The following is a 25,658-nucleotide window of genomic DNA, read 5'->3' on the forward strand; positions in this document are numbered from 1 at the left end:
GGCGATAACGGGGTCGCCTTTCTTTGCTTCCTTTCTTTGGCGAAGCAAAGAAAGGGAGTGGCCCGCCGGGGCCAGTCCCGGCTAGTCTCTTCGGAGAACCGTAAAGGTTGCATTACCGGAGAAACCTAGTAACTCAAAATTCAGCCCTACGCAAGAATGACTACCAAACTTCACTGGTCATCAATCCCAAACACTAATACACCTTCTCCACCTGATACCCCCGCTTGCGCAACAACGCCGGCAACCCCTTCTCCCCAATCAGATGCAACATCCCCACCGCGACAAAAACCGTTCCACCACTTTTCAAATAACCTTCGACCTTGTCAGCCATTCCCACATTGCGCCGGTCGAGCAGCACCTCCTGCAGAAACGTCGATGAGACCGTCTTCTCCTTCGCTCCTTCCAGCAGGATCGCGTTAAGCCCATCAGAATCAGCATTGGCCCAGGCATCAGCCATCGCACGGGCCTGTTCAATGCCTTCGCCACTGTCAAGACTGTCCAGGGTTTCAATCAGATAGGTTTCCTGGTCCGCAACGCGCATGCCGTCGAACAGCGAGAGCTGATAGGTAGCCGATTCGAGTTCCAGAACGGTTTTCGCCGGTCCGGCCAGCGCGAGCAGATGCAGGTCGACGCCCTGGCTGAGTTGAAGTCCATGCCGTTCGATGACGATGCTGGTCAACAGGTTGGCGATCATCCACGGCTTCATGCGGGCGATGTTGTCGAACGGGATGCCGAATGTGTCCGTTGCCTTGCGCAGGCGACGAACGGTGTCGGCGGATACATGGTGATTGATCGCGTCGCCTGCCGGATACATCGCATGCTGGTTGATCGCGGCGGCGAACCGGTCCTGCCTGCGCACGTCGATTTCAACCGCCAGCCTGCTCGATGCCGCCAGTGTCTGAGTCACTTCGGCGTTGAGAGGAAAGTAACCGGGTTTGCCGGCATGAATGGTGCCGAAGAGGTAGGCGGTTCTTTGCTGGTGCCGTACCCTGTACAACGTACCGCGTTGCGGCCGCTTTTCCGCTGACGGGGATGCGGTGGGTTTTGTCGCCGCAGACGTGTCCGCACGTGCGGGGAAGAAGAAAAACGCCGACAATACGGCAAAGACAAATAGACGCCTGATATCCATACACTCTCCTGACGCCGCGACTCTATCAGATGCCCCATCCCGTTTGGTTGTTCGACCTCGACAACACCCTGCACAACGCATCGCATGCGATTTTCCCCGCCATCAATACGAACATGAATGCCTATATGGCGCGCGTGCTCGGCAAGGAAGGCGTGGATGCCGACCCGGAGGTGGTGAATGCCGCCCGGCTCGCCTACTGGAAGCGCTACGGCGCGACGCTGCTTGGCATGATCAAGCATCATCAGGTGCCGGCGGAGGATTTCCTGCGCGAGGCACATACCTTCGACGAGCTTACGGCGATGATCCGCGCCGAGCGTGGACTGGCGCGTTTGCTGAAACGGCTGCCGGGCCGGAAGATCCTGCTGACCAACGCGCCGCGCGTGTATTCGCGCGAGGTCGTGCGTCATCTCGGCCTGCACCGGCATTTCGCCGGACATATTGCGATCGAGTCGATGCGGGTGCATCGGCAATTGCGGCCGAAGCCGTCACGGCTGCTGTTGCATAAACTACTCGCCCGGGAAGGCGTCGCGGCACGGAACTGCATCCTGGTCGAAGACACCCTCGATAACCTGAAGGCCGCAAAAATGCTGGGCATGCGCACCGCATGGGTGACGCAATACCTGGCGAGCAATCCCAATCTGCGGCATCGCGCGGACAATTTACCGTCGCCAAAGTTCACAAAGCGCCCCGTTTATGTTGATGTCAAAGTAAAATCCGTACGGAAACTTCCGGCGAATCTGCATCGATTGCGCTGACAAAAATTCGTTGCGACTACAGTGGATCGATCATGGCAAGCACAAAACCGGGCGAACGCAAACTCCAGATCCTCCAAACGCTTGCCGGCATGCTGGAACAGCCGAAAGGCGAGCGCATCACCACCGCCGCGCTGGCCGGCAAGCTGGATGTGTCGGAGGCGGCCCTGTACCGGCATTTCGCCAGCAAGGCGCAAATGTTCGAAGGCCTGATCGACTTCATCGAATCGACGGTATTCGGCCTGATCAACCAGATCACCGAGCAGCAGGAAAACGGGCTGTCCCAGGTACAGGCGATCACAGGCATGCTGCTCAATTTCGCCGAGCGCAATCCGGGCATGACCCGGGTGATGATCGGCGATGCGCTGGTTAATGAAGACGAGCGGCTGCAGGTGCGGATGAACCAGTTCATCGAGCGGGTGGAACTGGCGATACGGCAATCGCTGCGGCTCGCGGCGACGCAGGGACAGGTAAGCGAAGCGGAGGCGGCGGTGCGCGCCAACATGATCGCCAGTCTCGTCGTGGGACGCTGGCACCGTTTCGCAAAAAGCGGATTCAAGCACAACCCTACCGAGAACGCGCAGGCGCAGATCGTCGTGCTGCTATCCTGAGCGTCGCTGCGCAAACGCGTGAACATCGGTACACTCGCTGCCGGTGTGCCGGTTGTGCGGCATCCTTGTGTATTTTCCTCGCGTATTCATGAATTCCACCAAGACATTTCCGACGTCTGCTTTTTTCGCGCTGCTGCTTGGCGGCGTGGCTATCGGCTTCGCCGGCATCTTCATGCGCCTGTCGGACGTCAGTCCGCTCGCGTCCGCTTTCTGGCGCATGGCGCTGGCCGCGCCCTTCCTGTGGGTCTGGGCGTTCGCGGTGAGCAAGCAGGACGGGGAGGCGGACAAGCGAACCGATTTCACGCTGGCGCTGGCGCTGGCCGGCGTCTACTTCGCGGCCGACATGGGGCTCTGGCATTTGTCGCTGCATTACACGACCGTGTCCAATGCCACGCTGCTGTCGAACTTCGCACCGATCTTCATCGCGCTGTGGATGTGGCTGGCGCATAAGGTGAAATTCGCCCGCATCTTCATCGTCGGCATGGTGATTGCGCTGGTGGGTGCGGTGATGCTGGTCGGACCCAATGCGGCGGATGAAGGCGGCGGCTCGGGCAAGCTGCTCGGCGACGGCCTCGGCCTTGCAAGCGCGGTGTTTTACGCCGCCTATCAGCTGATGATCAAGGATGCACGCGGCCAGTATTCCACTGCGCGGCTGATGGCATGGAGCACGACGATTACCGGCCTGGCCTTGCTGCCGTTCGCATTGCTGTCCCCCGGCGCCTTCTGGCCGGCGAGCGCGGCGGCATGGCTGCCCTTGCTGGGATTGGCTTTTGTCGCCCAGATCGGCGGCCAGACGGTGATTGCCTATGCATTCGCGCATCTGCCGGCTTCGCTGTCGTCGGTCAGCCTGCTGATCCAGCCGCTGACGGCGACCATCGCTGCATGGATCATTTTCCAGGAAGTGATCGGGCCGGTACAGATGGCCGGCGGCGTCCTGCTGCTGTGGGGAATCTACCTGTCCAAGCGCGGCAGTTAAGCGGATCGGGATGCATCGACAGTGCAGCAACCGATTCTCAGCATGAACGCCGCCGACTGCTTTGCCCTGCTGGACGACAGCAGCGCCACCGATACGCAACCACGGTCCCGCCTGTACACCGGCTATGCCGGCACCCTGTCCTGCGCGCATCCTGATGAGCTTCCGGTGCTCTGGGAGGGCCTGCGGCGGGCGCTTAGCGAAGGCAGGCACGCCGTCGGGCTATTCAGTTATGAGTTGGGCGCGGCGATGCACGGCATTGTGCCGCATGCGGATGCGGCGTGTTCGCGCATATTGCTGTTCGATCGCTGCCAGCGCATGTCGGCCGCCGAGGCGGAAGACGTGCTCGCCGAAAAAACAGCGCGCGCCGGATTTCCGCATGGCGGCATCCTGGATGTGCAGCCCAATATCAGCGAAGCAGAATTCACGGCCGCCATCGACCGCATCCAGTCCTATATTGCGGCCGGTGATACTTACCAGGTGAACTATACCTACCGGCTGCATTTCCAAAGCCATGGCGATCCGGTTGCGCTTTATCGCCGCCTGCGTGCGCGCCAGCCGGTGCCGTACGGAGCGTTGATCGTATTGCCCGACGGCGGCGCGGTATTGTCGCTATCGCCCGAACTGTTTCTGCGACATCGCGATGGCGAACTCACAGCGCAACCAATGAAGGGAACGGCGGCGGCGACCGGTAACGCGGAAGAGGATGCCTCGCGTGCCGCCGCACTGGCGGCGGACCCGAAGAACCGCGCGGAAAACCTGATGATCGTCGATCTGCTGCGCAATGACCTCGGGCGCGTCGCCATGCCGGGCTCGGTCACGGTCCCTGATTTGTTTTCCACCCATCGCTACAGCAGCGTCCTGCAAATGACCTCCACCGTGCATGCGACGCTGCGCAACGGCGTCGCGCTTGAGGATGTGTTTGCCGCCGTCTATCCGTGCGGTTCGATCACCGGCGCGCCGAAGCGGCGGACGATGCAGATCATTCGCGAACTGGAAAGCGCGCCGCGCGGTTATTACACTGGCGCGATCGGCTGGTTCGATGCGCCGCTCCCGGGTCGTGCGGTCGGCGACTTCTGCCTGTCCGTACCCATCCGCACCCTGGTGCTGCAACCGGCAGGCGCCGATGGACTGCGTTCCGGCGAGATGGGCGTGGGTGCGGGTATCGTGTACGACAGTGTGGCCGCCCACGAGTATGCCGAATGCGCAATGAAAGCAGCTTTCCTGACCGGCCTGTCGCAGGAGTTCGACCTGTTTGAAACCATGCATGCGACACGCGACGCGGGTTGCCGCCATCTCGAGCGGCATCTGCGACGCATTGCTGCATCGGCAGCGCATTTCGGTTTTCCGTTCGACCAGGCTGCTGTGCTGTCGGAATTGGAGAGCACATGTGCGGCTTTGCCTGACGGGCCGCATCGCCTGCGGATGGCGCTGGGACGGGACGGCGGCATCGCGATACAGACAGCGGCGCTGACACCGCTTGAAACGCCGGTAAGAATCTTGCTGGCCAAACAGCCGACGACCTCCACCGATCCATGGCTGCGCCATAAAACCACGCTGCGGGAACGCTATGACGCAGGATGGCGCATGGCGGAATCCGTCGGTGCGTTCGACATGCTGTTCTGCAATGAACAGGGTGAGATCACCGAAGGTGGACGCAGCAACCTGTTCATCAAGCTGCGCGGCCAGTGGTTAACGCCGCCCATATCCGCAGGTGTTTTGCCCGGCATCATGCGAGGGATACTGCTGGATGATCCCGGATGGAATGCCGAAGAACGGCGTTTGACACCAGATGATTTGCACGCAGCGGAAGCGATCGTGGTGTGCAATGCGCTGCGCGGGGTTTTACCAGCGGTCATCGATCGCACTCATGCCACCGCCTTGGGCGCGGTGGCCGGCTGAAATACCACCAGCCAGGTTGCCAGCACCACCATCGCGCAGCCGATCAGCATGTTCAGGGTCACCGCTTCGCCAAGGAACAGCGCACCCCAGATCAGCGCGAACAGGGGGATCAGGAAGGTCACCGTCAACGCCTTGGTCGGCCCGAGATCGGCAATCAATCGGAAGTAAATGAAATAGGCCACGGCACTGCACAGCAGGGCCAATACGAGCGCGATCATGATGACCATCGGCGTCACTTCGCCGCGGATCGGCGACAGCGGCAGGAAGGGCAGCAGCACCAGCGCCGCGCCGAGCTGGGAGCCGGTTGCCATTTGCGGCGGCGCAATGCCGGAGGATGCTTTCTTTGAATACGCGCCGGCAATGCCGTAGCACAGCGCCGCCAGGACGCAGGCAGCGGCCGCAACCATCACCTGCGGCGAGAATTGCGCCGGCCCCAGCCGTACGAGGAAAGCCACGCCGGCGATGCCGATCAGCAGGCCGGTGATCTTGCGCGCGGTGAGCGTTTCGCCCAGTACCGCAGCACCGACCAGCGCGCCCCACAATGGGCTGGTGGCGTTCAGGATGGCCGAGTAACCGGCGGGCAGCGTCAGTGCCGCATAGGAAAACAGCGCGAAGGGCAGGGCGGAGTTGAGTGTGCCGAGAATCAGGTACTGGCGCCAGCTTGTGCCGAAGTGCATGGACCGCCCTCCGGCGAGAATGAACAGCAGCATTGCCGCACCGGCGATCGCCACCCGCGACTCCGCCGTCCACAGTGGACCTAGGGCGGGCGCGACGATGCGCAGGAAAAGAAATGACGCGCCCCAGATGGCGGCCAGCAGGATCAAACGGAACAGGTCGGCGCTACGCATGGCAAGCTCTCGCAATCAGGTGAGGTTCGAGAATAAGGGAGGCGCGCCGCGCGTGCTGGCCGGAATCGGACATCACAGTTCTTCATCTTTGCTGCAGCGGTTGCTGGCGCGATGCCAGCGCCGCACCGATCAGCAGGGCGACCGCGGAAAACACCAGGCCGCGCTGCAAGCCGCCGGCGCCGTCGGAAATCCAGCCGACGACGGTCGGTCCCACGATCTGGCCGGCGGCGAAGACGATGGTGAACATGCTGATACCGGATGACCAGGACGTGGCCGGCAAATTGTGGCGCACGAGCGCGGTGGTGGAAGCCACGACCGACAGGAATACCGCGCCGAACAGGATGCCGGACGCGAATACCGCGACGATGGCGGAAGTCAGCACCGGCAGCAGCGTCGCAACGGCGAGCAGGCCGTTCAATATCGCCATCGCCTGGCCACCCTTGAAACGGTCGAGCATGCCGGCCCAGATGCGCGACGACGCCACCACCGCCACACCCAGCGCCGCATAGAAGAGCGATAGTTGCGGCCCCTGCATGCCTTGCTCCTTCAACAGTGCGATGACGAAGGTCATGTAGCCGATATAGCCGACGCCGAACATGAAATAGCCACCCAGGCTCCAGCCGAAGGACAGCAGGCGGACCGGGCGCTGGCCGTTCGCCGGTGCGGCGGCACCGTCGATGCTGGCGGCGGGCAGGGCCATTGCCAGCGTCGCCAGAAAACACATCACCCCCAGGCCGATCCATGCCCATTGCCAGCCATGCGGGACGCCTTGCGCGGTCGCGCCGGCCAGCGCCGCCGGCACCAGCAGCGCCGACAACACGATGCCGAAGCCCGTGCCGCCGTAATACAGGCCGATCAGAAATCCGGCATGCCGCGGATGCAGCGCGCCTAAACGGGCGGCGAGCAGGCCCCCGGCGATGAAAATAAAGGCGCTCGCGGCACCGGCCAGCACCCGCTGCGCCAGCAGCATTTCCGCGCTGACGACGAATCCCGACAGCAGCATGAACAAGCCGGTGCAAACCGAACCACCGATCAGTGCGGACTGTGCGCCGAAGCGCCGCATGAACGCCGGCGTGACCATCGCGCCGATCAGGTAGCCGAGCGCATTTGCCGTGTTCATCGCGCCGGCCAGCAGATAGGACCAGTCGAGATCGGCCCGCATCGGCGGCAGGAGGAGCGCATAGGAAAAGCGTGACATGCCGAGCGACACCGCCGCCGCCAGCGACAAGGCAAAAGCGGTCAGGAAAGGGTGCCGTTGCGAGAGGGGGTGGTTCATCGCTTGTTCGGCCATGGTCTGCTCAGGCTTCGGCGGTGACGGTGTCTTCGGCGCGTGGAGGTGCAGCCGACAATACCAGGCCCATCGCGGCCAGCACGACCGCGCCGCCGATGAAGGTCGGCAGTCCGATCGGCTCCCGCAGGAAGATGAAGCCCCATAGCATGCTGAACAACGGAATCAGGAACGACACCGTCATTGCCCGGGTGGGGCCCACTTTCACGATCAGCGGAATGAATAGCGCCTGCGCCAGGCCGGACGACAGCAGGGACAGGCCGGCGATGCAGGCCATCGCGGTCAGCGACGGCATGGCGATGGGCAAAGCAAACGGCAGCGTCGGCGTCATTATCAGGCCGCCCATCACCAGCGAGCCGGTCGCCATGGCGATCGGATGGATGCCGCCCGGGTGGCCGGTTTTTTTCACGATGATGCTCGATAGCGCGTAGCAGGCGGCGGCAACCAGGCAGGCGGCGATCGCCGCAAGCGTCGGTCTGTCCAGCGTCAGCGCGCCTGCGCCGACCAGGATGGCAACGCCGGTGATGCCCAGCGCCAGTCCGGCAAGCTTGCGCACGGTCAGCCGCTCGCTCAGCCAGAGTACGGAAAACAATGCGCCGAACAAGGGCGCGGTGGAGTTCAATACCGCCGAATGCGCCGCCGGCAGATGCTGGGCGGCAAAGGCGAAGCAGGAAAACGGCAGCACACCGGCGAAGATGCCGACGACGGCGAACGGCCGCCAGTTGCGCCGCCAGTTCATGTCCACGCCGGTCATCAGTGCAAAAGCCATCAGTGCCAATCCGGCCAATCCGATGCGAAGAATGGCAGTCAGCAATGGTCCGAGTTCCGGTACCGCCACGCGAAGGAAAATGAATGAGCCGCCCCAGATCGCAGAAAGAAAAACCAGCTTGGCGAGATCGGCGAGGGACATGTAGAGGAAAGTGGCCGGCAATTAACGAACAAGCGTTCGATTGTAACGCGCATGCATCGGGGTCGCCAAACTGCCCTTGCAGCCCGCTCCTGTTTGTGAGCGCGGCGCGCGTTCCGTGGCATTCGTGCCTTGGTTCCCCGGATGCATTTGACCGCAAGCAAGCACTATCGCAGTCGGGGCGACGGCGCTTGATTCAGACCAAGGAAAAATTGTCAGGAAAGCAAATAATCATGGACAGGGAGAAAACCATGAAGACGCTTAGTTGGAAATGCCTGACGAATCTGGCTGCATGCTTCGTCTATGCCGCCTTGCTGGCAGGCTGCGATGCCGTACAGCATCGCAGCGCCGCTTCCATTGGTGAAGTCGCCGTGCAGGAGAAAGTCGAGATTGCCATGCCGGGTATGAACCTGTCCGAAACCGGGCTCGACGATGTGGAGATGCGGCATTTCGCCGCGTACCGCAGCTATGTCGCCGTCGCCGGCGCATCCAGCGTGGGCGATGACCCGGGCAGCAATCCTGATGCACTCCGGCGGCTATCGGAGGATTTGCAGAGCAGCGGCGCCGCGCATCTTGGCTGCGCTACCCGCATCGGCATGTGACACACATCAGCAACCTACTTGTGCACCTGGCCACCGCACACCGGGCAGCCATCGCTGCGCCCGATCTTGATGCTTGTCCATTCCATGTTCCGCGCATCCAGCAGTAGCAGGCGGCCTGCCAGCGATTCGCCGATGCCGGCCGCCAGCTTCAGCGCCTCCGCCGCCTGCATGGTGCCGATGATGCCGACCAGCGGGGCAAACACGCCCATGGTCGAACAGAGCACCTCTTCGAATTGCTGGTCCGGCGGAAACAGGCAGGCGTAGCAGGGCGCATCGCCGCGCCGCGCATCGAATACCGACACCTGCCCATCGAAACGGATCGCGGCTCCCGACACCAGCGGCACCCGGTTGGCGACACAGGCGCGATTGATCGCATGCCGGGTGGCGAAGTTGTCGCTGCAATCGAGCACCACGCTCGCCTGTCCCACCAGTTCATCCAGCCGCGATCCCTCCAGCCGCTCGATCAGTGCGGTGACCTGCACCCCGGGATTGATCTGCGCCAGGGTCAGCTTTCCCGATTCCGCCTTTGCCTTGCCGACCCGGTCGGTGGTGTGCAGTATCTGCCGCTGCAGATTGGTCAGGTCCACGGTGTCGTTGTCGACCAGCGTCAGCTTGCCGATGCCCGCCGACGCCAGATAAAAGGCCGCGGGTGATCCGAGCCCGCCGGCGCCGATCACCAATGCGTGTGCGGCCAGCAGTTTTTCCTGGCCTTCGATGCCGATTTCATCGAGAAGGATGTGGCGGGAATAGCGGAGAAGCTGGTCGTCGTTCATGGCGGGAGCCCAAGTCATGGTAGCGAGATCGTAATGGAAAAACCGGCCGCGGGTGCGGGTGGCTTGCAGCGCCTCCCGGACTGCTGATGCCAATCAGGCGGACACCTGCCGGCGAGCGTCCGCTTTTCGTGACGGCAAAGAAAAAGGCCGCATCGCTGCGGCCTTCGGTCAGGTCGGATCCGGCTTATTTCTTCTCGCCGTTCTTCTCCGGTGTCTTGTTCTCATTGATGGTGTTTTCCTTCTTGCTCTCGATCTTCGCGGTTTTCGAAAGCTGCACCGGCTTGCCCTTGAGATGATTCAGTGCCTGCGCCAATTGGAAGTCGTCCTTGCCGCCGAATTCCAGCGGTGTGCGTTTCTTTTCCAGAGCCGCTGCACGCTGTTCTTCTTCCAGCTGATCCATCTTCCGAGCGACCTCTTCCTTGTCACGGTCATTCATCAGATGCTTCTGCAGGTCGGCTTCCCGCAGGCGCAAGCCGTTCAGGCCGTCACCATCTGGGTATTCATCCACCAGCAGGTCGGGCACGATGCCGCGTGCCTGGATCGCGCGGCCGTTCGGTGTGTAATAGCGGGCCGTGGTCAGCTTGACGGCGGTATCCGCCGACAACTGGCGAATCGTCTGCACCGAACCCTTGCCGAATGTCTGCGTGCCCATGATGGTGGCACGCTTGTAGTCCTGCAATGCGCCCGCCACGATCTCGGAAGCCGATGCGGAACCGGTATTGACCAGCACGACCATCGGCACTTTCTTGACCGCGTCCGGCAGCTTCGCCAGCGGATCGGTCAATGCAGCTCGGGAGGAGGTGTAGAACTCGCGGCGTGCATAGAAAGTGGCCTTGGAATCCGGCAACTGGCCGTTGGTCGACACGATGGGCACATCCTTCGGCAGGAATGCCGCCGATACCCCGATCGCGCCGGGAAGGACGCCGCCCGGATCGTTGCGCAGGTCGAGGACCAGGCCTTTCAGATTGGGATCCTGCGCATAGATCGCATTGATCTTTTTCACCATGTCGTCCACCGTCGGCTCCTGGAACTGCGCCACACGCAGCCAGGCATAACCAGGTTCGACGATCTTCGACTTCACGCTCTGCACGCGGATTTCCTGGCGCACGATGGTGACGATGATCGGCCGGTCTTCCTCTTTACGGGCGATGGTGAGGGTGATCTTGGTGTTCGGCTCGCCGCGCATGCGCTTGACGGCTTCATCCAGCGTCAGGCCCTTCACCGGAGTGGAGTCGAGACGGGTGATCAGGTCGCCGGACTTGAGGCCGGCCTTGAAGGCGGGCGAATCCTCGATCGGGGAAATTACCTTGACGTAGCCGTCTTCCATGCCGACCTCGATGCCGAGCCCGACGAATTTGCCCTGCGTGCCTTCACGCAATTCCTTGAATGCTTTTTTGTCCAGGTAGGCGGAGTGCGGATCGAGTGACGCCACCATGCCGGAAATTGCTTCGGTGAGCAGTTTCTTGTCTTCGACCGACTCCACGTAGTCGGTTTTGATCAGACCGAATACATCGGCCAATTGTCGCAGTTCTTCCAGTGGCAGCGTGGTCGCGCTTTTCTGCGCGCTCGCCTCGAATTGCATAGAGCCGGCGATACCGGCAATGACGCCCAGACCGATCAGACCGAAGTTCTTGATTTTGCTGCTCATGTGTCACCTAATGGTTACCGAGGGCCGTGGCCGGCGCATCATTTCGAAAATGAGGCCGACATCCAGCCCAAAGGGTCAAACGCGCGGCCCTGATGCCGCAATTCAAAGTATAAACCTGATTGTTCATTGCCACCGCTGTTCCCGGCGCTGGCAATGACGTCGCCGGTTTTGACAATATCGCCGGCTTGTTTCAGCACGGCCTGATTATTGCCATAAATGCTCAGATACTGGTCCCCGTGGTCAACGATAATCAGGTTTCCGAAACCGCGCAACCATTCCGCGAACACCACTTTCCCTGTCGCTATCGCCCTGATTTCCGCGCCTTCCGCAGCGCGGATGAACAGGCCTTTCCAGCTTGGGCCATCGCCCCGTTTGCCGCCGTATCGTGCCGCCAGTTCGCCTTTCACGGGCAACTTCAGCTGCCCCCGCAGGCGGGCGAATGCCTGTCCCGCAGGGTCAAGACCAGCGTTTTGGACGCTGGCAACCGGCGCGAGTTCATTCCGTCGCGATATTTCTGAAGGGGGCTCGTCATCGTCAATTGCATCAGGATTTGCCGCGCGGTTCTTTGATTTATCTTGAATTCCTGCAGCGGAGGCGGCGTCGTTCCGGCTTTCCCGGGCCTTGGCCAGTGCCTGTTGCTGTTCGCGGCGGCGCTGTTCCATCGCGGCGGCCTCCGCCTTGCGTTGCTCTTCGATCAGGTTTGATAGCTTTTTGACCAGCCCTGCCAGCCTTTGTTCGTCGCGTTCCAGGTTGCCGGCCTCCTTGCGCTGGGCGGCAAGTTTGTCCGACAACCGGGCCAGCAGTTCGGTGCGCCTGCCGAGTTCTTTCTCGAGTCTGGCTTTCTGGTCGACCTGTTCCGCAGCAATTTCGTCCAGTTCATCCCTGGCATTCTGTGCTTCCTCCTTGCCCGTTTCGATTGCCTGCAGGTCCTTGCGCAGCAAGGCGATCAGCTTCGCCTGCGCCTGCGATACATAGCCCATGTATTGCAGGTCGCGGTTGATCCGGTTCGGATTGTCGCCAGAGAGCAGCAGCTTGATCCTGTCCTCGTTGCCGGCCATATACTGCTCGCGCAGGAGTTTGGCCAGCTTCGCCTGCTGGCCGGCGACGGCTTTTTCCAGCCGGTTCTGCTGTTCGGTCAGCCGGGTCAGGCGCGCTTCGGTGCTTTTCTGCTCATTCGCCAGTTCGTGGAGCGCACGATTGGCTTCCGAAATCGCTTTTTCCGAATGCGCCAGCGCATCGGCCGCATGGCCGCGGGCGGTCTCGGTGCGGCTGATGTCGCGCTTGAGTGCGCTCAGTTTTTCCTGCAGCTCGGCACGCTCTGCCTCGACTGCCCGCTTGTGCTTGGTACGTTCGGTGATCCGGACGGCAAAGGCCGGCTGTACCGCAATCAGGCAGGCCGCGACGACGCCGAGCGCGGCAACCCATCCCCACCGCCGTCGTCGTGCCGTCTGCGGACGTGCCGCGGAAACGTCGCTTGCCCTGATTGCTTCATGCAGCCCGGCGTTACCGGAAAAACTCATTACGGATGGCCTATTTCGCTTTGCCCTGGCTTGCGACCGCATTCATCGCCGCTTCGATTGCCGCCTGGTCACCAAGGTAATAGCTCCTGATCGGCTTCAAATCGGCATCGAGTTCATAGACAAGCGGCTGGCCGTTCGGGATGTTCAGGCCGACGATGTCCTTGTCGCTGATGTTGTCCAGGGACTTGATCAATGCGCGCAGGCTGTTGCCGTGTGCCGAGATGATGATGCGCTTGCCGGCGCGGATGGCCGGTGCGATGGACTCGTTCCAGATCGGCATCACGCGCGCGACCGTATCCTTCAGGCATTCCGTCAGCGGGATCTCTTCCTTTTTCAGCTTCGCATAGCGGGGGTCGTTGTACGAGGTGCGCGGATCGTTGACGTCCAGCGGCTCCGGCGGCACGTCATAGCTGCGGCGCCAGATCAGCACCTGATCGTCACCGTACTTGGCCGCGGTCTCCGCCTTGTTCAGGCCCTGCAGCGAACCGTAGTGGCGTTCGTTCAGACGCCAGCTGTGCACGACCGGCAGCCACATCAGATCCATCTCGTCGAGCGTCAGCCACAGGGTACGGATGGCGCGCTTGAGCACCGAAGTATAGGCAACGTCGAACTCGAAGCCGGCTTCCTTCAGTATCTTGCCGGCCTGGCGGGCTTCCGCCGCGCCTTTTTCGGTCAGGTCGACGTCGACCCAGCCGGTGAACCTGTTGGCAAGATTCCAGGTCGATTCGCCATGGCGCATGAATACGATTTTGTACATGATTTTCTGATGAAGAGATAAAAGGAGGGGATAGGTTGAAACTGCGAATTCAATGATAGGCCGCCTTCTATTTTATAATGTTGGGATTGCTTAAAACCATTAGGGTCCCGTGAAATTCTTAATCGACAATATCTGGCTGATCGCATTGGCGCTGCTGTCCGGCGGCGCATTGGTCTGGCCTAACCTGCAGCGCCGCGGTGAAAAGGTCTCGACACTGCAGGCGACGCAATTGATGAACCAGGGCAAGGCCGTGATCGTCGATGTACGCGATACCGCCGGTTTTGCGGCAGGTCATGTGCGCGATGCCAAGAACATTCCCCTGAAAGAGTTGCCAAACAGAGTGGCGGAACTCGAAAAATTCAAGTCGAAGACCGTGATCGTGGTTTGCCAGTCCGGGATGCAGTCGGCAAAGGCGACCTCCATATTGAAGAAGGCAGGTTTCAACGAAGTGGTCAGCCTGACCGGCGGCCTCTCGGCCTGGCAAGCGCAAGGATTGCCGGTCGCAAAGTAATCAAGGAAAAACCATCATGACTGCACGAGTCCTCATGTACAGCACCGGCGTATGTCCTTATTGCGTGATGGCCGAGCGGCTGTTGACGTCCAAGGGGGTCGAGAATATCGAAAAAATCCGTGTCGACCTCGAGCCGCAACAGCGGATGGAAATGATGCAGAAGACCGGACGACGGACCGTGCCCCAGATCTATATCGGCGACACCCATGTCGGCGGCTTTGACGATCTGAGCGCTCTCGACCGGAACGGCCAGCTCGAACCCTTGCTCAAGGGCGCCTGAGCGGTGTCCTTCCGTATCCAGTAACCAATTTCATCACCGTAAACACGTGGACGGCCGCCGCGCCGTCCATCCTTTTTTCACTCCCAACGAAAGCTCCCCATGGCCGACCAGAACCAGCAACCCGTATTCCAGATCCAGCGCGTCTACCTGAAGGACATGTCGCTCGAGCAACCCAATTCCCCGGCAATTTTCCTGGAACAGGAATCCCCCAATATCGAAGTCGCCGTCGATGTCGGCGTCGAGATGCTCGCTGACGCCATCTTTGAATCCACCGTGACCATTACCGTGACCGCCAAGGTCAACGACAAGGTGGCCTTCCTGGTCGAAGGCAAGCAAGCCGGGATTTTCGAGGCGCGCAATATCCCTGACGAGCAACTCGATCCGCTGCTCGGCATCGGTTGCCCGAACATCGTCTATCCCTACCTGCGTGCCAATATCGCCGACCTCATCACCCGCGCCGGATTCCCGCCAGTCCATCTTGCGGAAATCAATTTCGAAGTTTTCTATCAGCAGCGCCTGCAGGCACTGGCGGAACAGCAGCAACAAGCCGCTTCTCCCGGCATCCTGATGCCGGATGGCACCACCGCGGGCCGCCAGTAATTCGAAGGTGGTCGTGATGTTTCCGGTTCGAACGATTGCCGCCTGCGCCGCGCTTCTCTGTGCTTCCAGTGTGGCGCAGGCACTCGATTTCAAAACCATCGGCGCCAGTCCCGCCATCCTGTACGACGCGCCGTCGGAAAAGGGCCGCAAGGTCTTCGTCGCACCGCGCGGCATGCCGGTGGAAGTTGTTTTGACCTATGGCGAATGGACCAAGGTGCGCGACGCCGCCGGTGACCTGTCGTGGGTGGAAACGAAGTTGCTGACGCCGAAACGGAACGTGGTCGTAACGGCAGGCAATGCAAAAGTGCGTTCCGCCGCCGAAGAAGCGTCGGCGCTGGTCTTCACCGCCGACAAGGGCGTCCTGCTGGAAGTCGTCGAAACATCCGCGCCCGGCTGGGTGAGGGTCAGGCATCGCGACGGATCGGGGGGCTTCGTGCGCGCCGGCGAAGTCTGGGGCGAATAAGCCTGTCATGACACAATCCGATCCCGGCGGCACGCCGCACTCCCGGCCGGCAAGCATCGCGATCTTCGGTGCCGGCGCCTGGGGCACGGCGTTGGCGATCGCGCTCGCCGACCGGCATGATGTCGTCCTCTGGGGGCGCGATCCCGAAGCGATGCACGCCGCTTCCCTGCGGCGCGAAAACAGCGTCTATTTCCCCGGCTTTCCGTTGCCCGCCGGTCTGGTGGCAACGGCGGACTTCGATGCCGCCGTCGCCCATGCCACCCGGGTTCCGCAGGGTAACGCCCTGGTTATCGTCGCGTCGGCGGTCGCCGGGTTGCGGTCAATGGCGCGGCGCTTGCAGCCGCATGCCATTCCCAACCTGGTCTGGCTGTGCAAGGGCTTCGAGGAGGACACACGCCTGCTGCCGCACCAGGTGGTGCGCCAAATCTATGCCGACCGGTTGCCTGTCGGTGCATTGTCCGGGCCGTCATTCGCACAGGAAGTCGCTCGCGGAATGCCGTGCGCGCTGACGATCGCGTCCGACAATCAGGCGCTGCGCGAATCGGTGGTGGCCGCCGTACATGGCCGCAGCATCCGCGTCTATTCAAGCGATGACTTGGTCGGGGTGGAAGTCGGCGGCGCGGTCAAGAACATTCTCGCCATCGCCACCGGCGTGGCCGACGGCCTCGGACTCGGCCTGAACGCACGCGCGGCGCTGATCACCCGCGGCCTGGCGGAAATCACGCGGCTCGGCATTGCGCTGGGCGGACGCGCCGAAACCTTCATGGGCCTGACCGGCATGGGCGACCTGATCCTGACCTGCACCGGCGACCTGTCGCGCAATCGCCAGGTCGGTCTCGGGCTGGCGCAAGGCAAGCCTCTCGACATGATCGTCAAGGAACTCGGGCATGTGGCGGAGGGCGTACGGTGCGCACAGGCGGTTCGCGCGCTGGCGGCCGACATGGGCGTCGATATGCCGATCACCGCCGCCGTTGCCGCAGTCCTGTTCGACGGCGATTCGCCGCGCGGCATGCTGCAAAAGCTTCTTTCGCGCGATCCGCGGGACGAAACCGCCTGAGTGCCAAAAAATCGGTACCATGGCGCTACCCTATTGGAGTCTGCCCATGACCATGTCCATTCCTGATCCACGACAATTCCTGCTCGACCTGTATGCCGGCGCCGTTGCCGCCGTCAGTGCCGAAAAATGCCTGCCGTCGTATCTGCCACGGCCTCCGGACGGCGGCCGCACACTGGTTATTGGCGCCGGCAAAGGCGCGGCGGCGATGGCGGCTGCCGTCGAAAAGCATTGGCAAGGAGAAGTATCCGGGCTGGTCGTCACCCGCTACGGCCACAACGCGGACTGCCGCCGCATCGAAGTGGTCGAAGCGGCGCATCCGGTCCCGGACGAGGCGGGCCGGCAGGCCGCCGCACGCATGCTGGACATGGTGCGGGGCCTGAGCGAGAAGGACCTGGTGCTCTGCCTCATCTCGGGTGGCGGCTCGTCGCTGCTCGCATTGCCCGCGCCCGGCATCACGCTGGAGCAGAAGCGCGCGCTCAACCAGGCGCTGCTGAAAAGCGGCGCGGCGATCGATGAAATGAATTGCGTGCGCAAGCACCTGTCGGCTATCAAGGGCGGGCGCCTTGGCCTGGCCTGTGCTCCGGCGCGGGTCGTCACGCTGCTCATCTCGGATGTGCCGGGCGACGATCCGGGCATCATCGCCAGCGGACCGACACTGCCGGACGCCACCACCTGCAGCGACGCATTGAACGTGCTGCGCAAATACGGCATCGCCGTGCCGGAAGCGGTGCGGCATCATCTGGAATCGGGCACGGGCGAAACGCCGAAGCCTGGCGATGCGCGGTTTGCAGGACACGCCCATCATGTCGTCGCGACCGCGCAGCAGGCGCTGGAAGCGGCCGCCGCACAGGCGAGGGCGGCCGGGGTCACACCGTATATCCTGTCGGACGCCATTGAAGGCGAAGCGAGCGAGATTGCAAAGATGCATGCGGCCCTGGCCCGCCAGATCGCCCTGCACCAGCAGCCCTTCAGCAAGCCGTGCGTCCTGATTTCCGGCGGTGAAACGACGGTGACGGTAAGGGGTGGCGGGCGTGGCGGACGCAATGCCGAATTCCTGCTGGGTCTTGCCGTAGCGTTGAACGGTCAGCCCGGCGTGCATGCCATCGCCTGCGACACCGATGGCATCGACGGCTCGGAAGACAATGCCGGCGCGGTACTCGGGCCGGACACGCTGAAGCGGGCGGAAAACCTGCAGCTCAAGGCAAGGGCGATGCTCGACAATAACGATGGCTACGGATTTTTCGAGGCACTGGGAGATCTGGTCGTGACCGGGCCGACGCGTACCAATGTCAATGATTTCCGGGCGCTTCTGATTTTGTGAGCGAAGCTGCATCCCGCGCATGCACGAGGCATCCGGCAGCGTAAGCAGCCGCCACCGCGCGGTCATCGCCCAGCATCGCGAACGCAAACAGCAGTTCCTCCAGGCTTCCCGCCTGTGCGGTGCGGCGGGTAAGCAGCGGTGTCGAGTGCGGATCCAGCACGATGAAATCCGCTTCCGCGCCGGAAGCAAAATTGCCGATGGTCCCTTCCAGTTGCAAGCCGCGCGCGCCGCCCAGTGTCGCAAGGTAGAACATGCGCATGGCAGGCAGGTGAACACCACCCATGCGCGCGACCTTGTACAGTTCGTTCATGGTGCGCAGCATGGAAAACGACGTGCCACCGCCGACATCGGTGGCAAGGGTCAAGGGCATCCTTGCCGCATCGGCGGACGCAAAGTCGAACAGGCCGCTGCCGAGAAACAGGTTGGATGTCGGGCAGATTGCGGCGGCGGATCGGGTATCCGCCATGCGTTTGCGGTCATGGTCGTCGAGCCAGATGCAATGCGCATACATCGCGCGCGGCCGCATCAGGCCGACCCGATCGTACACATCGAGATAGCTGCGTGCATCCGGAAACAATTCCTTGATCCATGCAACTTCATCACGGTTTTCCGCGACGTGGGTTTGTACGAAGACATCCGGATGTGCCTGTGCCAGTTCGCCCGCAAGACGCAGTTGCGTATCGGTTGAACTGGCGGCAAAGCGCGGCGTGATCGCATACATCTGCCGCCGATGGCCATGCCATTTTTTCAGCAGCCGTTCGCTTTCCAGAATGCCGCCTTCCGCGGTGTCACGCAGATAAGACGGGCAGTTGCGGTCCATCAGCGCCTTGCCCGCAATCATGCGAAGGTTGCGCGCGTCGCTCTCCTCGAAGAAGGCGTGCGCGGATTCCGGGTGCACGGTGCAGTACACCATCGCGGTGGTGGTGCCGCATCGCAGCAGTTCATCGAGGAAAAACGTTGCCACTTTGGCGGCATGGGCCGGATCGGCAAATGCGCGCTCGCCGGGGAAGGTATGGTCATCCAGCCATGGCAGTAGGCCGGAGGATGGTGAAGCAATGATATCGGTTTGCGGATAATGGATATGCGTATCAATGAAACCGGGAACAATCAGCTTGCCGCGGCAGTCAATGACTTTCGCATGCGGCACCAGGTCCGAAACCAGTTGATGATAGTCGCCCGCCGCCTGCACGCGACCGCCCCGCACGATCAGCAGGCCGTCTTCATGCCATTGAAAGGCGTTGTCGTTCCAGGCCGGGTCATCGGTAAAATGCAGCAGGCTTGCCCGATAGGCGACCGGTTTGTCATCCATGATCTTGGGGCGCAAACGCTTCAGCGCCCGCCTGATTGCGGCAGGGAGCCCGCGACTGCCTTGCCGTTTTCATAGGTCAGTACGATCGTCATCAGGACCGAACAATTCTCGACGCCACGCAGGGAGTAGGGAACATTCCCCGCGAGCAAAACGAGTTCATTCGCGCCTAGGGTCTGCGTCCTGCCATGGGCACGCAGTTCTACCCTGCCTTCAAGGCATTGCAGGGTGATTTCCCCGGGTACGTTATGCTCCGGGATTTCCCGTCCCGCCGCCAGGACCAGGCGCATGATTTCAAGCTGTTCCGATTTCAGCAATGCTGTGGAAGGCGTATCGCTCAGCTTGGAACCGAGCGGATGGATATCGATGATTTCGCCGGACGTGGCATGGTGCAGGGACATGGACGACAACCTCCTTGGCAGGCGCGGCATATTGCCACGATGAATGTTGTGAATGTTATCTACGGGTTCTGCAATATTAGAGATACGGCAAGAGCGGCGGTTCAATGCCCGGCATTGATGCAGGTAGCTGCTCTGCGACTGATCGAACAATAGTACAAACGAAAACGATATGGCCCCAAGGCTTGTATCGAGGAAACGAAAGTCAGGGTATTTTGATTTTATTTAGCCTTGATCTTCATCAAAGGGTATGCTTCGGAGCACTTTTTTACGACACCGATGTCGTAGCATTGGCCGGATTCACGATGGATGCACAAGCTTGCAAGTATGGTAAGTTGTAAACTTTCGTCGACCGTATTTCCGGATTTTTGTTATTTCTTTAGTGATCTTTATGCGCAATAAGCTGATTTATTCTTCCCGCAACAAATTCCGTTCCGCCGTCAATCGCGGATTCACCCTGATCGAAATCATGGTCGTGGTGGTCATCATGGGCATCCTCGCCGCACTGGTGGTGCCGAAGCTGATGGGCCGTACCGACGATGCACGCATCACCGCCGCGCGCCAGGATATCGCCACGCTGATGCAGGCGCTGAAACTATACAAGCTGGATAACCAGCGTTATCCGAGCACCGAGCAGGGCTTGCAGGCACTGGTGTCCAAGCCGACCGGCGGTCCGGCTGCCAATGGCTGGAAAGCCGGCGGTTATATCGACAAGCTGCCGAAGGATCCATGGGGCGGCCAATATCAATACCTGTCGCCTGGCATCAAGGGTGAAGTGGACGTATTCTCCTTCGGCGCCGACGGCCAGGCAGGCGGGGCCGGCAATGATGCCGATGTCGGTTCGTGGGATCTTTAAGAACATTGCCGTTTGATCTTGCAACGCGCCGGTCCGGTATCGCCGCGCGCGGTTTCACGCTGCTTGAACTGCTGGTGGTACTGGTCATTGCCGGCATCGCGCTCGGGTTCGTCTCGATCAACGCGATGCCAAGCGAACGACAGGCATTGCAAAACGAAGCCCAGCGTATCGCACTGCTGCTGCAGCTCGCGCGCGATGAGGCCATCGTGCGCAATCGTCCCATCGCCTTCGAAGCCGAGAATGACCGCTATCGATTCCTGATCCGGGAAGGCAGCACATGGCAGCCCCTGCAGCAGGAGGACATGCTGCGCGAACGCGCCTTTCAGCGCACTCCGATCGGACTGTCGATCTCGCCGGCGGTGGCGGCCGAAACCAATCCCCTGCGCATCGTTTTTGGCCGTGAACCGGTCGACAAGCCGTTTCTGCTGACTTTCTCCTCGGGAGATTCAAGCGTCTCGATCCGCGCCGACGGCATCGGCCATTTTGTGGTGGAGTGACATGCGATCTCCCCTTCAACGCATGCCCGGCCGAGGCATTGCCGGTTTTACCCTGCTCGAGGTTCTGGTCGCGCTGGTCATCGTGGGTACGGCGCTCGGCGCGAGCCTGCGCGCGGTCGGCAGCCTGACCCAGAACAGTAACGGCTTGCGGGCGTCGATGATGGCGAACTGGTCGGCGGAAAACCGGCTGGCGCAGATCCGCCTGGCGAAGGAATGGCCGCCGGTCGGCCGGCGTTCCTTCGACTGTCCCCAGGGAGACCTTCGGCTGGTCTGCAACGAGGAAGTATTGCCGACGCCGAATCCGTTCTTCCGCCGGGTCGAGGTCAGTGTCTTCGATGCGGAAAACCCTGACCGCCGCATCATCAAGCTGGCGCAGGTAGTCAGCCAGTCATGAAAAAAGCAACGGGATTCACGCTGATCGAACTGCTGGTGGCCATCAGCGTGCTGGCCATCGTCGCAGTGCTCGGCTGGCGCGGCCTCGACAGTATCGTGCGTGCGCGCGTCGCGCTCACCAGCGAACTCGAAAATACGCGCGGCCTGCAACTGGCGTTCGCACAGATGCAAAGCGATGCCGCGCATCTGGCCCCGGACAAAATGCTTGAACAGCGCATGTCGCTGGATGCGCGGCCGGGACGCCTGACCCTCGTTCGCACGGTGAATATCGACAACCAGCCGACGCGCGTGCAGGTGGTGTCGTACCGGGTGCGGGACGGCGTGCTGAGCCGGCGGGAATCGGTCGCGACGAGAGACCTGAGGGAACTGGATACCGCATGGGCGGCGGCACTTTCCGACAGCGATACGGCGCAGCCCGTAATCCTGCAGGACGAGGTTGATGAAATGAGGATTCGCTCATGGGATTCGCAAAGCGCGGCCTGGCGGGCCGAAGCGGCGGCAACACAGCCGCCACCGGCAGTAATCCCCGCGGTTCCGGGAGCGCCGGCAACGCCGGCAGCGACGGTGCAAAGCCAGACCGGCCTCGAAGTCACCTTGCGCCTGCGTGAGCGCAACACAAGCCTGGTGAAGATTTTTCTGCTGGGGGCGATATGACGGGGGATGCCATGCGTCGCTTTCGATCGCCGGTGCGGCAACGCGGCGTGGCGGTCATCACCGCGCTGCTGCTGACGACGCTGGCGATCACGATCGTTGCCAGCCTGTTCTGGCAGCAGCAGGTGCAGGTGCGGTCGATCGAGAACCAGCGGCTGCAGTTGCAGAAGCAGTGGATTCTTCGTGGTGCGTTGGACTGGACGCGGCTTATCTTGCGTGAAGATGCGCGTATTTCCAGGGTCGATCACTTGGGAGAACCATGGGCTGTAAGCCTTGCGGAAACGCGACTCGACCAGTATGTCGACAATGCAAGCGCCGAAGCAGAAGCTTCCGATGCCGTATTGTCGGGCAGCATTGTTGATGCCCAGTCTCTACTGAATCTACACAATTTGATGGATGAGACAAAAGGCACGCCGGATCCTGTCGAGGTCAAAGCCTTTGGCAATCTGCTGTCAAACCTGCAGCTGAATCCTTCGTTGGCACAGTCGACTGTCAATCTGATGGTGGCGGCGGTCAGGAAGAAGGAATCGACACAAGGCACCCCTGCAGCCATGCCGGATCAGTCCCAGTCGCAACCCTTGGGAATCAATCATGTGGATGATTTGCTTGCAGTACCCGGATTTACGCCTGAGATAGTGGAAAAACTCAGGGAGTTTGTCATCGTATTGCCGGCCAAGACGAAGATCAATGTAAATACCGCGCCGGCTGAAGTGCTGATGGCGAAAATTGATACACTCACGAGTTCGGACGCTGCTGCCATCCTCGCATACAGGCAACGGTCATATTTCAATACCGCTGCAAACGTCAAAGAAGTATTACAGAGACCAAATCTTGAACTCGGTGCCGCCGATGTGCAAACCAATTATTTTTTAGTGAATGGCAATGTGCGCATGAACCGTGCGGCGCTGCAAATGCAAACTCTGATCAGGCGCACCAATGACCGCAAAACCGAAATCATCTGGATTCGAGAATACTAGAAAGAGAATGATCCCTTGAGCACACTGTATATACGTCTGCCATCCAAGGCCGTTGCGGACAGCATGGACGCGGGGGCGCCCATGTATTGCCATTTCGCCCTGGCGTCCGCCAGCGGCGCGGTGGAGCGTGAAGGCGTGGCGGCGCTATCCGAACTATCCGAAGCAGCCGGCCGCGCGCAGCGCGTCGTGGTGCTCCTGGCGGCCAGCGATGTCACGCTGCTGCGGATCAAGATGCCGCCGCTGTCCGGAGCCCGCCTCAAGGCCGCGTTGCCGAACCTGATCGAAGATCACCTGATGAGCGATCCGGCCGACTGCGTGATGGTCGCCGGCTCATCGGTCGATGGTTTGCGAACGGTGGCGGTGGTGCAGCGCAGCTGGCTCGAGATCGTCGCCAAGACCCTGACCGGACTCGGCGCTCGGCGCATGTCCGCGGTGCCGTCCCAGCTTTGCCTGCCATATGAAGCCGGTACGGCCAGCGCCGCGATCACCGAGCATGGCGCCGATATCGATGTGGCGGTGCGGCTGTCGGAGCAGGACGGGATCGGCCTTCCGATCACCGCGGACCAGCCGGAACTCGCTCCGGTGGAGGTCATCCAGTCGGTCTGCGCGGTGGTGCCGCATTCGCCGATCATCCTGTATGTGCCGCAGGCAAGGGTGAACGACTACCAGGAAACCGTGGGCGCCGTGCCGGCGCTCGACGGGCGCATCGCCCTGCATGCGGACAACTGGCCGCGCTGGATTGCCGGCGCCGACAAAAATCCGCTGGACCTGATGACTGGCTTCGGCATGTCGTCCGGCCCTTCGTTCAACTGGCGGCCGTGGCGTTGGCCGTTCATCCTGGCGGCCGCGGTATTGATGATCAATGCGATCGCGCTCAACATCGACTGGCTGCGTGCGGAGCGGGAAGCGGATTCGCTGAGAATGACCATGGTCCAGATCTATAAATCCGCTTATCCCAAGGAGACCGTGATCGTCGACCCGATGGCGCAGATGCGCCAGAAATATGCCGCCGCACAGCGCGAATCCGGCCAGATCGCGCCCGACGATTTCGTGGCGCTGGCCGCCGCATTCGGCGAGGCATGGGGAAGCGCGGGACAAAAGCCGCAGAGCATCGCCGGCATCGAATACCGGGAGCGCAGTTTGTCGGTCAAACTGAAGCCGGGGACCAGTGTGTCGCTGGAACAGATGCAGCCGGCGCTGACGGCGCAAAACCTGTCGGTGTCGCAGCCCAATAGCGACGTGTTGCAGGTAAGGAGCGGCAAATGAGGGCCCCAACCGCACTGGGCGCTATCAAGCGGTCGGTAGCGTCGTTCTGGAGCGAACGCAACCAGCGCGAGCGCACGATGCTGTCGGTAGCAATCGCGGTGATCGTCGCCGGTCTCTTTTACGTGTTGCTGATCGATCCGGCGATCAGCGGCCGCCAGGACCTGGAAAAGAAGCTGCCCGACATGCGCCGGCAAGCCGCGGAATTGCAGGCCCTCGCAAGGGAAACCAGCGGCCTGGCCGGCAAATCCGCCGGCGCGGCGCCGGCGCTGACCCGCGAAAACCTGGAAGCGTCGCTGCAGCGCAAGGGACTGAAAGCGGACAACGTCGCCATGACCGGCGAGCTTGCAAGAGTGCAACTCAAGTCGGTCTCGTTCGCCAGCACGGTCGAGTGGCTTGAAGAATTGCAACGAACCGCCCGGGTTTCCGTGGTGGAAGCGAATGTCGAGGGTTTGCCGCCCCTCGATACCGTCAACGCCGCATTGACGCTGCGCCAGTTGAAAGGCGGACAAAGCCAATGATCAAGGATTTAAGCAAAATGGAGATCAAGTGCGCCGCCTCGTGATATGGTTGTTGGCTGGCCTGATCACCGTTGCGATGACCATGATTGCTTTCTTCCCTGCATCATGGATGGCGCCGCTGGTGGAAAGACAGACCGGCGGGCGTCTCACGCTGGGCGACGCGCAGGGCACGCTGTGGAAGGGTTCGGCCTTCGTCGGCGGCGCGCCCAGCGGCGCGGACCCGGTGACGCCCCTGCTGCCCGGCCGTTTCGCATGGCGGCTATCGCCGATGGTCATGCTCGGACAGGTGGACGCCGAGGTGGAGAATTCCGCCGCACTGACCCAACCGGTGAGGATAACCGGCAGCTGGAACCAGTGGCAGGTGAGTCCCGGCGCATTGAGCCTGCCGGCCGAGCGGCTTGCCGGCCTCGGAGCGCCGCTGAACACGATTGCGCCCTCGGGCGAAATGCGGCTGACATGGAATCCGATGCAACTCACGAGGGAAGGGCAGCGTGTGACGCTCAACGGAACGACGACTTTGCTGATGAACGACATTGCATCGCGTCTGTCGCCGATCAAGCCGCTGGGCGCATATGAGCTAACAATGGATTGGCAAGGCCAGCAGGCGCAATTGGCGCTGAAAACGCTGAAAGGGCCGATGCTGCTGAGCGGCTCCGGTTCGCTCACCAACGGACGGCTGAGGTTTTCAGGGAAGGCGGAAGCGGAAGAAGGGCAGGAAGAACGGCTGGCAAATTTATTGAATTTGCTGGGACAACGTCGCAGAGAAGGCGACAAAACTGTGATCGCGCTAGAGTTCAAATGACAAAAAATTCAACAGCACATACCTCGACCAAGAACACCGGATGGCGCCGATG

29 protein-coding genes are annotated in these 25,658 nt (G+C 61.5%); 19 read left to right on the top strand and 10 right to left on the bottom strand.

The annotated features are described in order from the left end of the window. Nucleotides 1-193 precede the first annotated feature (193 nt). Nucleotides 194-1,129 (bottom strand): TraB/GumN family protein, encoded by a 936-nt coding sequence (locus V7080_RS07325; protein ID WP_334187747.1) that lies wholly within the window; start codon nucleotides 1,127-1,129, stop codon nucleotides 194-196. A gap of 29 nt (nucleotides 1,130-1,158) precedes the next feature. On the opposite strand from V7080_RS07325, the gene V7080_RS07330 reads away from it, so the two are divergent. From V7080_RS07330 to pabB, 4 genes are all read left to right on the top strand, one after another. Continuing rightward, the gene (locus V7080_RS07330) at nucleotides 1,159-1,884 is read left to right on the top strand and encodes a pyrimidine 5'-nucleotidase (protein ID WP_334187748.1); all 726 of its coding nucleotides are present in this window, start codon (nucleotides 1,159-1,161) and stop codon (nucleotides 1,882-1,884) included. Nucleotides 1,885-1,916: 32 nt separating this feature from the next. Beyond that, on the top strand, nucleotides 1,917-2,492 hold the full coding sequence (slmA, locus tag V7080_RS07335; protein ID WP_334187749.1) for a nucleoid occlusion factor SlmA: 576 nt from the start codon (nucleotides 1,917-1,919) through the stop codon (nucleotides 2,490-2,492). An 88-nt stretch (nucleotides 2,493-2,580) separates the two neighbouring features. Continuing rightward, on the top strand, nucleotides 2,581-3,468 hold the full coding sequence (locus V7080_RS07340) for a DMT family transporter (protein ID WP_334187750.1): 888 nt from the start codon (nucleotides 2,581-2,583) through the stop codon (nucleotides 3,466-3,468). 42 nt (nucleotides 3,469-3,510) lie between these two features. After that, a complete protein-coding gene (pabB, locus tag V7080_RS07345; RefSeq protein ID WP_334187751.1) occupies nucleotides 3,511-5,367 on the top strand; it encodes an aminodeoxychorismate synthase component I in 1,857 nt (618 codons plus the stop codon). On the opposite strand, the gene V7080_RS07350 is transcribed toward pabB, so the two are convergent. The 3 genes from V7080_RS07350 to V7080_RS07360 all read right to left on the bottom strand — a co-directional run bounded on the left by V7080_RS07350 (nucleotide 5,334) and on the right by V7080_RS07360 (nucleotide 8,434). Beyond that, nucleotides 5,334-6,215 (bottom strand): DMT family transporter, encoded by an 882-nt coding sequence (locus V7080_RS07350; protein WP_334187752.1) that lies wholly within the window; start codon nucleotides 6,213-6,215, stop codon nucleotides 5,334-5,336. The genes pabB and V7080_RS07350 overlap by 34 nt on opposite strands. Nucleotides 6,216-6,297: 82 nt before the next feature. Further along, a complete protein-coding gene (locus V7080_RS07355; RefSeq protein WP_334187753.1) occupies nucleotides 6,298-7,506 on the bottom strand; it encodes a YbfB/YjiJ family MFS transporter in 1,209 nt (402 codons plus the stop codon). Between the two features lie 7 nt (nucleotides 7,507-7,513). Then, the gene (locus V7080_RS07360) at nucleotides 7,514-8,434 is read right to left on the bottom strand and encodes a DMT family transporter (RefSeq protein WP_334187754.1); all 921 of its coding nucleotides are present in this window, start codon (nucleotides 8,432-8,434) and stop codon (nucleotides 7,514-7,516) included. Between the two features lie 227 nt (nucleotides 8,435-8,661). Between V7080_RS07360 and V7080_RS07365 the strand changes: the two genes are divergently transcribed. Continuing rightward, nucleotides 8,662-9,012, top strand: a complete 351-nt coding sequence (locus tag V7080_RS07365; protein ID WP_334187755.1) for a hypothetical protein — start codon at nucleotides 8,662-8,664, stop codon at nucleotides 9,010-9,012. A gap of 14 nt (nucleotides 9,013-9,026) precedes the next feature. Here the strand turns inward: V7080_RS07365 and V7080_RS07370 are convergent, their stop codons facing one another. The 4 genes from V7080_RS07370 to gpmA all read right to left on the bottom strand — a co-directional run bounded on the left by V7080_RS07370 (nucleotide 9,027) and on the right by gpmA (nucleotide 13,710). Further along, nucleotides 9,027-9,785, bottom strand: coding sequence for a HesA/MoeB/ThiF family protein (locus tag V7080_RS07370; RefSeq protein ID WP_334187773.1), 759 nt, complete (start codon nucleotides 9,783-9,785; stop codon nucleotides 9,027-9,029). Nucleotides 9,786-9,969: 184 nt separating this feature from the next. Beyond that, nucleotides 9,970-11,433 (bottom strand): S41 family peptidase, encoded by a 1,464-nt coding sequence (locus tag V7080_RS07375; protein ID WP_334187756.1) that lies wholly within the window; start codon nucleotides 11,431-11,433, stop codon nucleotides 9,970-9,972. Nucleotides 11,434-11,471: 38 nt separating this feature from the next. Next, entirely contained in the window at nucleotides 11,472-12,953 is a 1,482-nt protein-coding gene (locus V7080_RS07380) for a murein hydrolase activator EnvC family protein (RefSeq protein WP_334187757.1), read from the bottom strand. Between the two features lie 10 nt (nucleotides 12,954-12,963). After that, nucleotides 12,964-13,710, bottom strand: a complete 747-nt coding sequence (gpmA, locus tag V7080_RS07385; RefSeq protein ID WP_334187758.1) for a 2,3-diphosphoglycerate-dependent phosphoglycerate mutase — start codon at nucleotides 13,708-13,710, stop codon at nucleotides 12,964-12,966. Between the two features lie 109 nt (nucleotides 13,711-13,819). Here gpmA and V7080_RS07390 point away from each other — a divergent pair, with 109 nt between their 5' ends. From V7080_RS07390 to V7080_RS07415, 6 genes are all read left to right on the top strand, one after another. Beyond that, nucleotides 13,820-14,221 (top strand): rhodanese-like domain-containing protein, encoded by a 402-nt coding sequence (locus V7080_RS07390; protein ID WP_334187759.1) that lies wholly within the window; start codon nucleotides 13,820-13,822, stop codon nucleotides 14,219-14,221. A gap of 16 nt (nucleotides 14,222-14,237) precedes the next feature. Then, the gene (gene grxC / locus V7080_RS07395) at nucleotides 14,238-14,501 is read left to right on the top strand and encodes a glutaredoxin 3 (protein WP_326859519.1); all 264 of its coding nucleotides are present in this window, start codon (nucleotides 14,238-14,240) and stop codon (nucleotides 14,499-14,501) included. 99 nt (nucleotides 14,502-14,600) lie between these two features. Continuing rightward, complete coding sequence (secB, locus tag V7080_RS07400) at nucleotides 14,601-15,101, top strand: protein-export chaperone SecB (RefSeq protein WP_334187760.1); 501 nt, start codon at nucleotides 14,601-14,603, stop codon at nucleotides 15,099-15,101. Between the two features lie 16 nt (nucleotides 15,102-15,117). After that, on the top strand, nucleotides 15,118-15,564 hold the full coding sequence (locus tag V7080_RS07405; RefSeq protein ID WP_334187761.1) for an SH3 domain-containing protein: 447 nt from the start codon (nucleotides 15,118-15,120) through the stop codon (nucleotides 15,562-15,564). A gap of 7 nt (nucleotides 15,565-15,571) precedes the next feature. Beyond that, nucleotides 15,572-16,621, top strand: coding sequence for an NAD(P)H-dependent glycerol-3-phosphate dehydrogenase (locus tag V7080_RS07410; RefSeq protein ID WP_334187762.1), 1,050 nt, complete (start codon nucleotides 15,572-15,574; stop codon nucleotides 16,619-16,621). A 52-nt stretch (nucleotides 16,622-16,673) separates the two neighbouring features. Then, a complete protein-coding gene (locus V7080_RS07415) occupies nucleotides 16,674-17,942 on the top strand; it encodes a glycerate kinase type-2 family protein (protein ID WP_334187774.1) in 1,269 nt (422 codons plus the stop codon). Here V7080_RS07415 and guaD read toward each other — a convergent pair. After that, entirely contained in the window at nucleotides 17,911-19,251 is a 1,341-nt protein-coding gene (guaD, locus tag V7080_RS07420) for a guanine deaminase (RefSeq protein ID WP_334187763.1), read from the bottom strand. The genes V7080_RS07415 and guaD overlap by 32 nt on opposite strands. Before the next feature lie 20 nt (nucleotides 19,252-19,271). Beyond that, nucleotides 19,272-19,649, bottom strand: coding sequence for a cupin domain-containing protein (locus tag V7080_RS07425; protein ID WP_334187764.1), 378 nt, complete (start codon nucleotides 19,647-19,649; stop codon nucleotides 19,272-19,274). A gap of 388 nt (nucleotides 19,650-20,037) precedes the next feature. Here V7080_RS07425 and gspG point away from each other — a divergent pair, with 388 nt between their 5' ends. From gspG to V7080_RS07465, 8 genes are read left to right on the top strand one after another with little or no spacing between them, the layout of a single operon-like run. Further along, a complete protein-coding gene (gene gspG, locus V7080_RS07430) occupies nucleotides 20,038-20,502 on the top strand; it encodes a type II secretion system major pseudopilin GspG (protein ID WP_334187765.1) in 465 nt (154 codons plus the stop codon). Between the two features lie 5 nt (nucleotides 20,503-20,507). Beyond that, a complete protein-coding gene (locus tag V7080_RS07435; protein WP_334187766.1) occupies nucleotides 20,508-20,999 on the top strand; it encodes a GspH/FimT family pseudopilin in 492 nt (163 codons plus the stop codon). 1 nt (nucleotide 21,000) lies between these two features. Next, nucleotides 21,001-21,393 (top strand): type II secretion system minor pseudopilin GspI, encoded by a 393-nt coding sequence (gene gspI / locus V7080_RS07440; protein WP_334187767.1) that lies wholly within the window; start codon nucleotides 21,001-21,003, stop codon nucleotides 21,391-21,393. Continuing rightward, a complete protein-coding gene (locus V7080_RS07445) occupies nucleotides 21,390-22,046 on the top strand; it encodes a PulJ/GspJ family protein (protein ID WP_334187768.1) in 657 nt (218 codons plus the stop codon). The genes gspI and V7080_RS07445 overlap by 4 nt, the downstream gene beginning before the upstream one ends. Further along, entirely contained in the window at nucleotides 22,043-23,020 is a 978-nt protein-coding gene (gene gspK, locus V7080_RS07450; RefSeq protein ID WP_334187769.1) for a type II secretion system minor pseudopilin GspK, read from the top strand. The genes V7080_RS07445 and gspK overlap by 4 nt, the downstream gene beginning before the upstream one ends. A 15-nt stretch (nucleotides 23,021-23,035) precedes the next feature. Then, the gene (gspL, locus tag V7080_RS07455; protein WP_334187770.1) at nucleotides 23,036-24,286 is read left to right on the top strand and encodes a type II secretion system protein GspL; all 1,251 of its coding nucleotides are present in this window, start codon (nucleotides 23,036-23,038) and stop codon (nucleotides 24,284-24,286) included. Continuing rightward, nucleotides 24,283-24,804, top strand: a complete 522-nt coding sequence (gene gspM, locus V7080_RS07460) for a type II secretion system protein GspM (RefSeq protein WP_334187771.1) — start codon at nucleotides 24,283-24,285, stop codon at nucleotides 24,802-24,804. Before gspL ends, gspM begins: the two co-directional genes overlap by 4 nt. Nucleotides 24,805-24,832: 28 nt before the next feature. Then, on the top strand, nucleotides 24,833-25,606 hold the full coding sequence (locus tag V7080_RS07465) for a type II secretion system protein N (protein ID WP_334187772.1): 774 nt from the start codon (nucleotides 24,833-24,835) through the stop codon (nucleotides 25,604-25,606). The last annotated feature ends 52 nt before the right edge of the window (nucleotides 25,607-25,658 follow it).

The sequence above is a fragment of the Noviherbaspirillum sp. genome, from assembly GCF_036846085.1.
Taxonomy (GTDB): domain Bacteria; phylum Pseudomonadota; class Gammaproteobacteria; order Burkholderiales; family Burkholderiaceae_D; genus Noviherbaspirillum.

Bases quoted from the DNA above. Each gene is read 5' to 3' on its own strand.
- V7080_RS07380 (WP_334187757.1), bottom strand. From the start codon at position 12,953: ATGAGTTTTTCCGGTAACGCCGGGCTGCATGAAGCAATCAGGGCAAGC.
- V7080_RS07405 (WP_334187761.1), top strand. From the start codon at position 15,118: ATGTTTCCGGTTCGAACGATTGCCGCCTGCGCCGCGCTTCTCTGTGCT.
- V7080_RS07370 (WP_334187773.1), bottom strand. From the start codon at position 9,785: ATGAACGACGACCAGCTTCTCCGCTATTCCCGCCACATCCTTCTCGAT.
- V7080_RS07375 (WP_334187756.1), bottom strand. From the start codon at position 11,433: ATGAGCAGCAAAATCAAGAACTTCGGTCTGATCGGTCTGGGCGTCATT.
- V7080_RS07330 (WP_334187748.1), top strand. From the start codon at position 1,159: ATGCCCCATCCCGTTTGGTTGTTCGACCTCGACAACACCCTGCACAAC.
- V7080_RS07340 (WP_334187750.1), top strand. From the start codon at position 2,581: ATGAATTCCACCAAGACATTTCCGACGTCTGCTTTTTTCGCGCTGCTG.
- guaD (WP_334187763.1), bottom strand. From the start codon at position 19,251: ATGGATGACAAACCGGTCGCCTATCGGGCAAGCCTGCTGCATTTTACC.
- gspM (WP_334187771.1), top strand. From the start codon at position 24,283: ATGAGGGCCCCAACCGCACTGGGCGCTATCAAGCGGTCGGTAGCGTCG.
- V7080_RS07325 (WP_334187747.1), bottom strand. From the start codon at position 1,129: ATGGATATCAGGCGTCTATTTGTCTTTGCCGTATTGTCGGCGTTTTTC.
- gpmA (WP_334187758.1), bottom strand. From the start codon at position 13,710: ATGTACAAAATCGTATTCATGCGCCATGGCGAATCGACCTGGAATCTT.
- pabB (WP_334187751.1), top strand. From the start codon at position 3,511: ATGAACGCCGCCGACTGCTTTGCCCTGCTGGACGACAGCAGCGCCACC.
- gspI (WP_334187767.1), top strand. From the start codon at position 21,001: ATGCGATCTCCCCTTCAACGCATGCCCGGCCGAGGCATTGCCGGTTTT.
- gspK (WP_334187769.1), top strand. From the start codon at position 22,043: ATGACGGGGGATGCCATGCGTCGCTTTCGATCGCCGGTGCGGCAACGC.
- slmA (WP_334187749.1), top strand. From the start codon at position 1,917: ATGGCAAGCACAAAACCGGGCGAACGCAAACTCCAGATCCTCCAAACG.
- V7080_RS07445 (WP_334187768.1), top strand. From the start codon at position 21,390: ATGAAAAAAGCAACGGGATTCACGCTGATCGAACTGCTGGTGGCCATC.
- secB (WP_334187760.1), top strand. From the start codon at position 14,601: ATGGCCGACCAGAACCAGCAACCCGTATTCCAGATCCAGCGCGTCTAC.
- V7080_RS07415 (WP_334187774.1), top strand. From the start codon at position 16,674: ATGTCCATTCCTGATCCACGACAATTCCTGCTCGACCTGTATGCCGGC.
- V7080_RS07425 (WP_334187764.1), bottom strand. From the start codon at position 19,649: ATGTCCCTGCACCATGCCACGTCCGGCGAAATCATCGATATCCATCCG.
- V7080_RS07410 (WP_334187762.1), top strand. From the start codon at position 15,572: ATGACACAATCCGATCCCGGCGGCACGCCGCACTCCCGGCCGGCAAGC.
- V7080_RS07355 (WP_334187753.1), bottom strand. From the start codon at position 7,506: ATGGCCGAACAAGCGATGAACCACCCCCTCTCGCAACGGCACCCTTTC.
- V7080_RS07365 (WP_334187755.1), top strand. From the start codon at position 8,662: ATGAAGACGCTTAGTTGGAAATGCCTGACGAATCTGGCTGCATGCTTC.
- gspG (WP_334187765.1), top strand. From the start codon at position 20,038: ATGCGCAATAAGCTGATTTATTCTTCCCGCAACAAATTCCGTTCCGCC.
- V7080_RS07350 (WP_334187752.1), bottom strand. From the start codon at position 6,215: ATGCGTAGCGCCGACCTGTTCCGTTTGATCCTGCTGGCCGCCATCTGG.
- grxC (WP_326859519.1), top strand. From the start codon at position 14,238: ATGACTGCACGAGTCCTCATGTACAGCACCGGCGTATGTCCTTATTGC.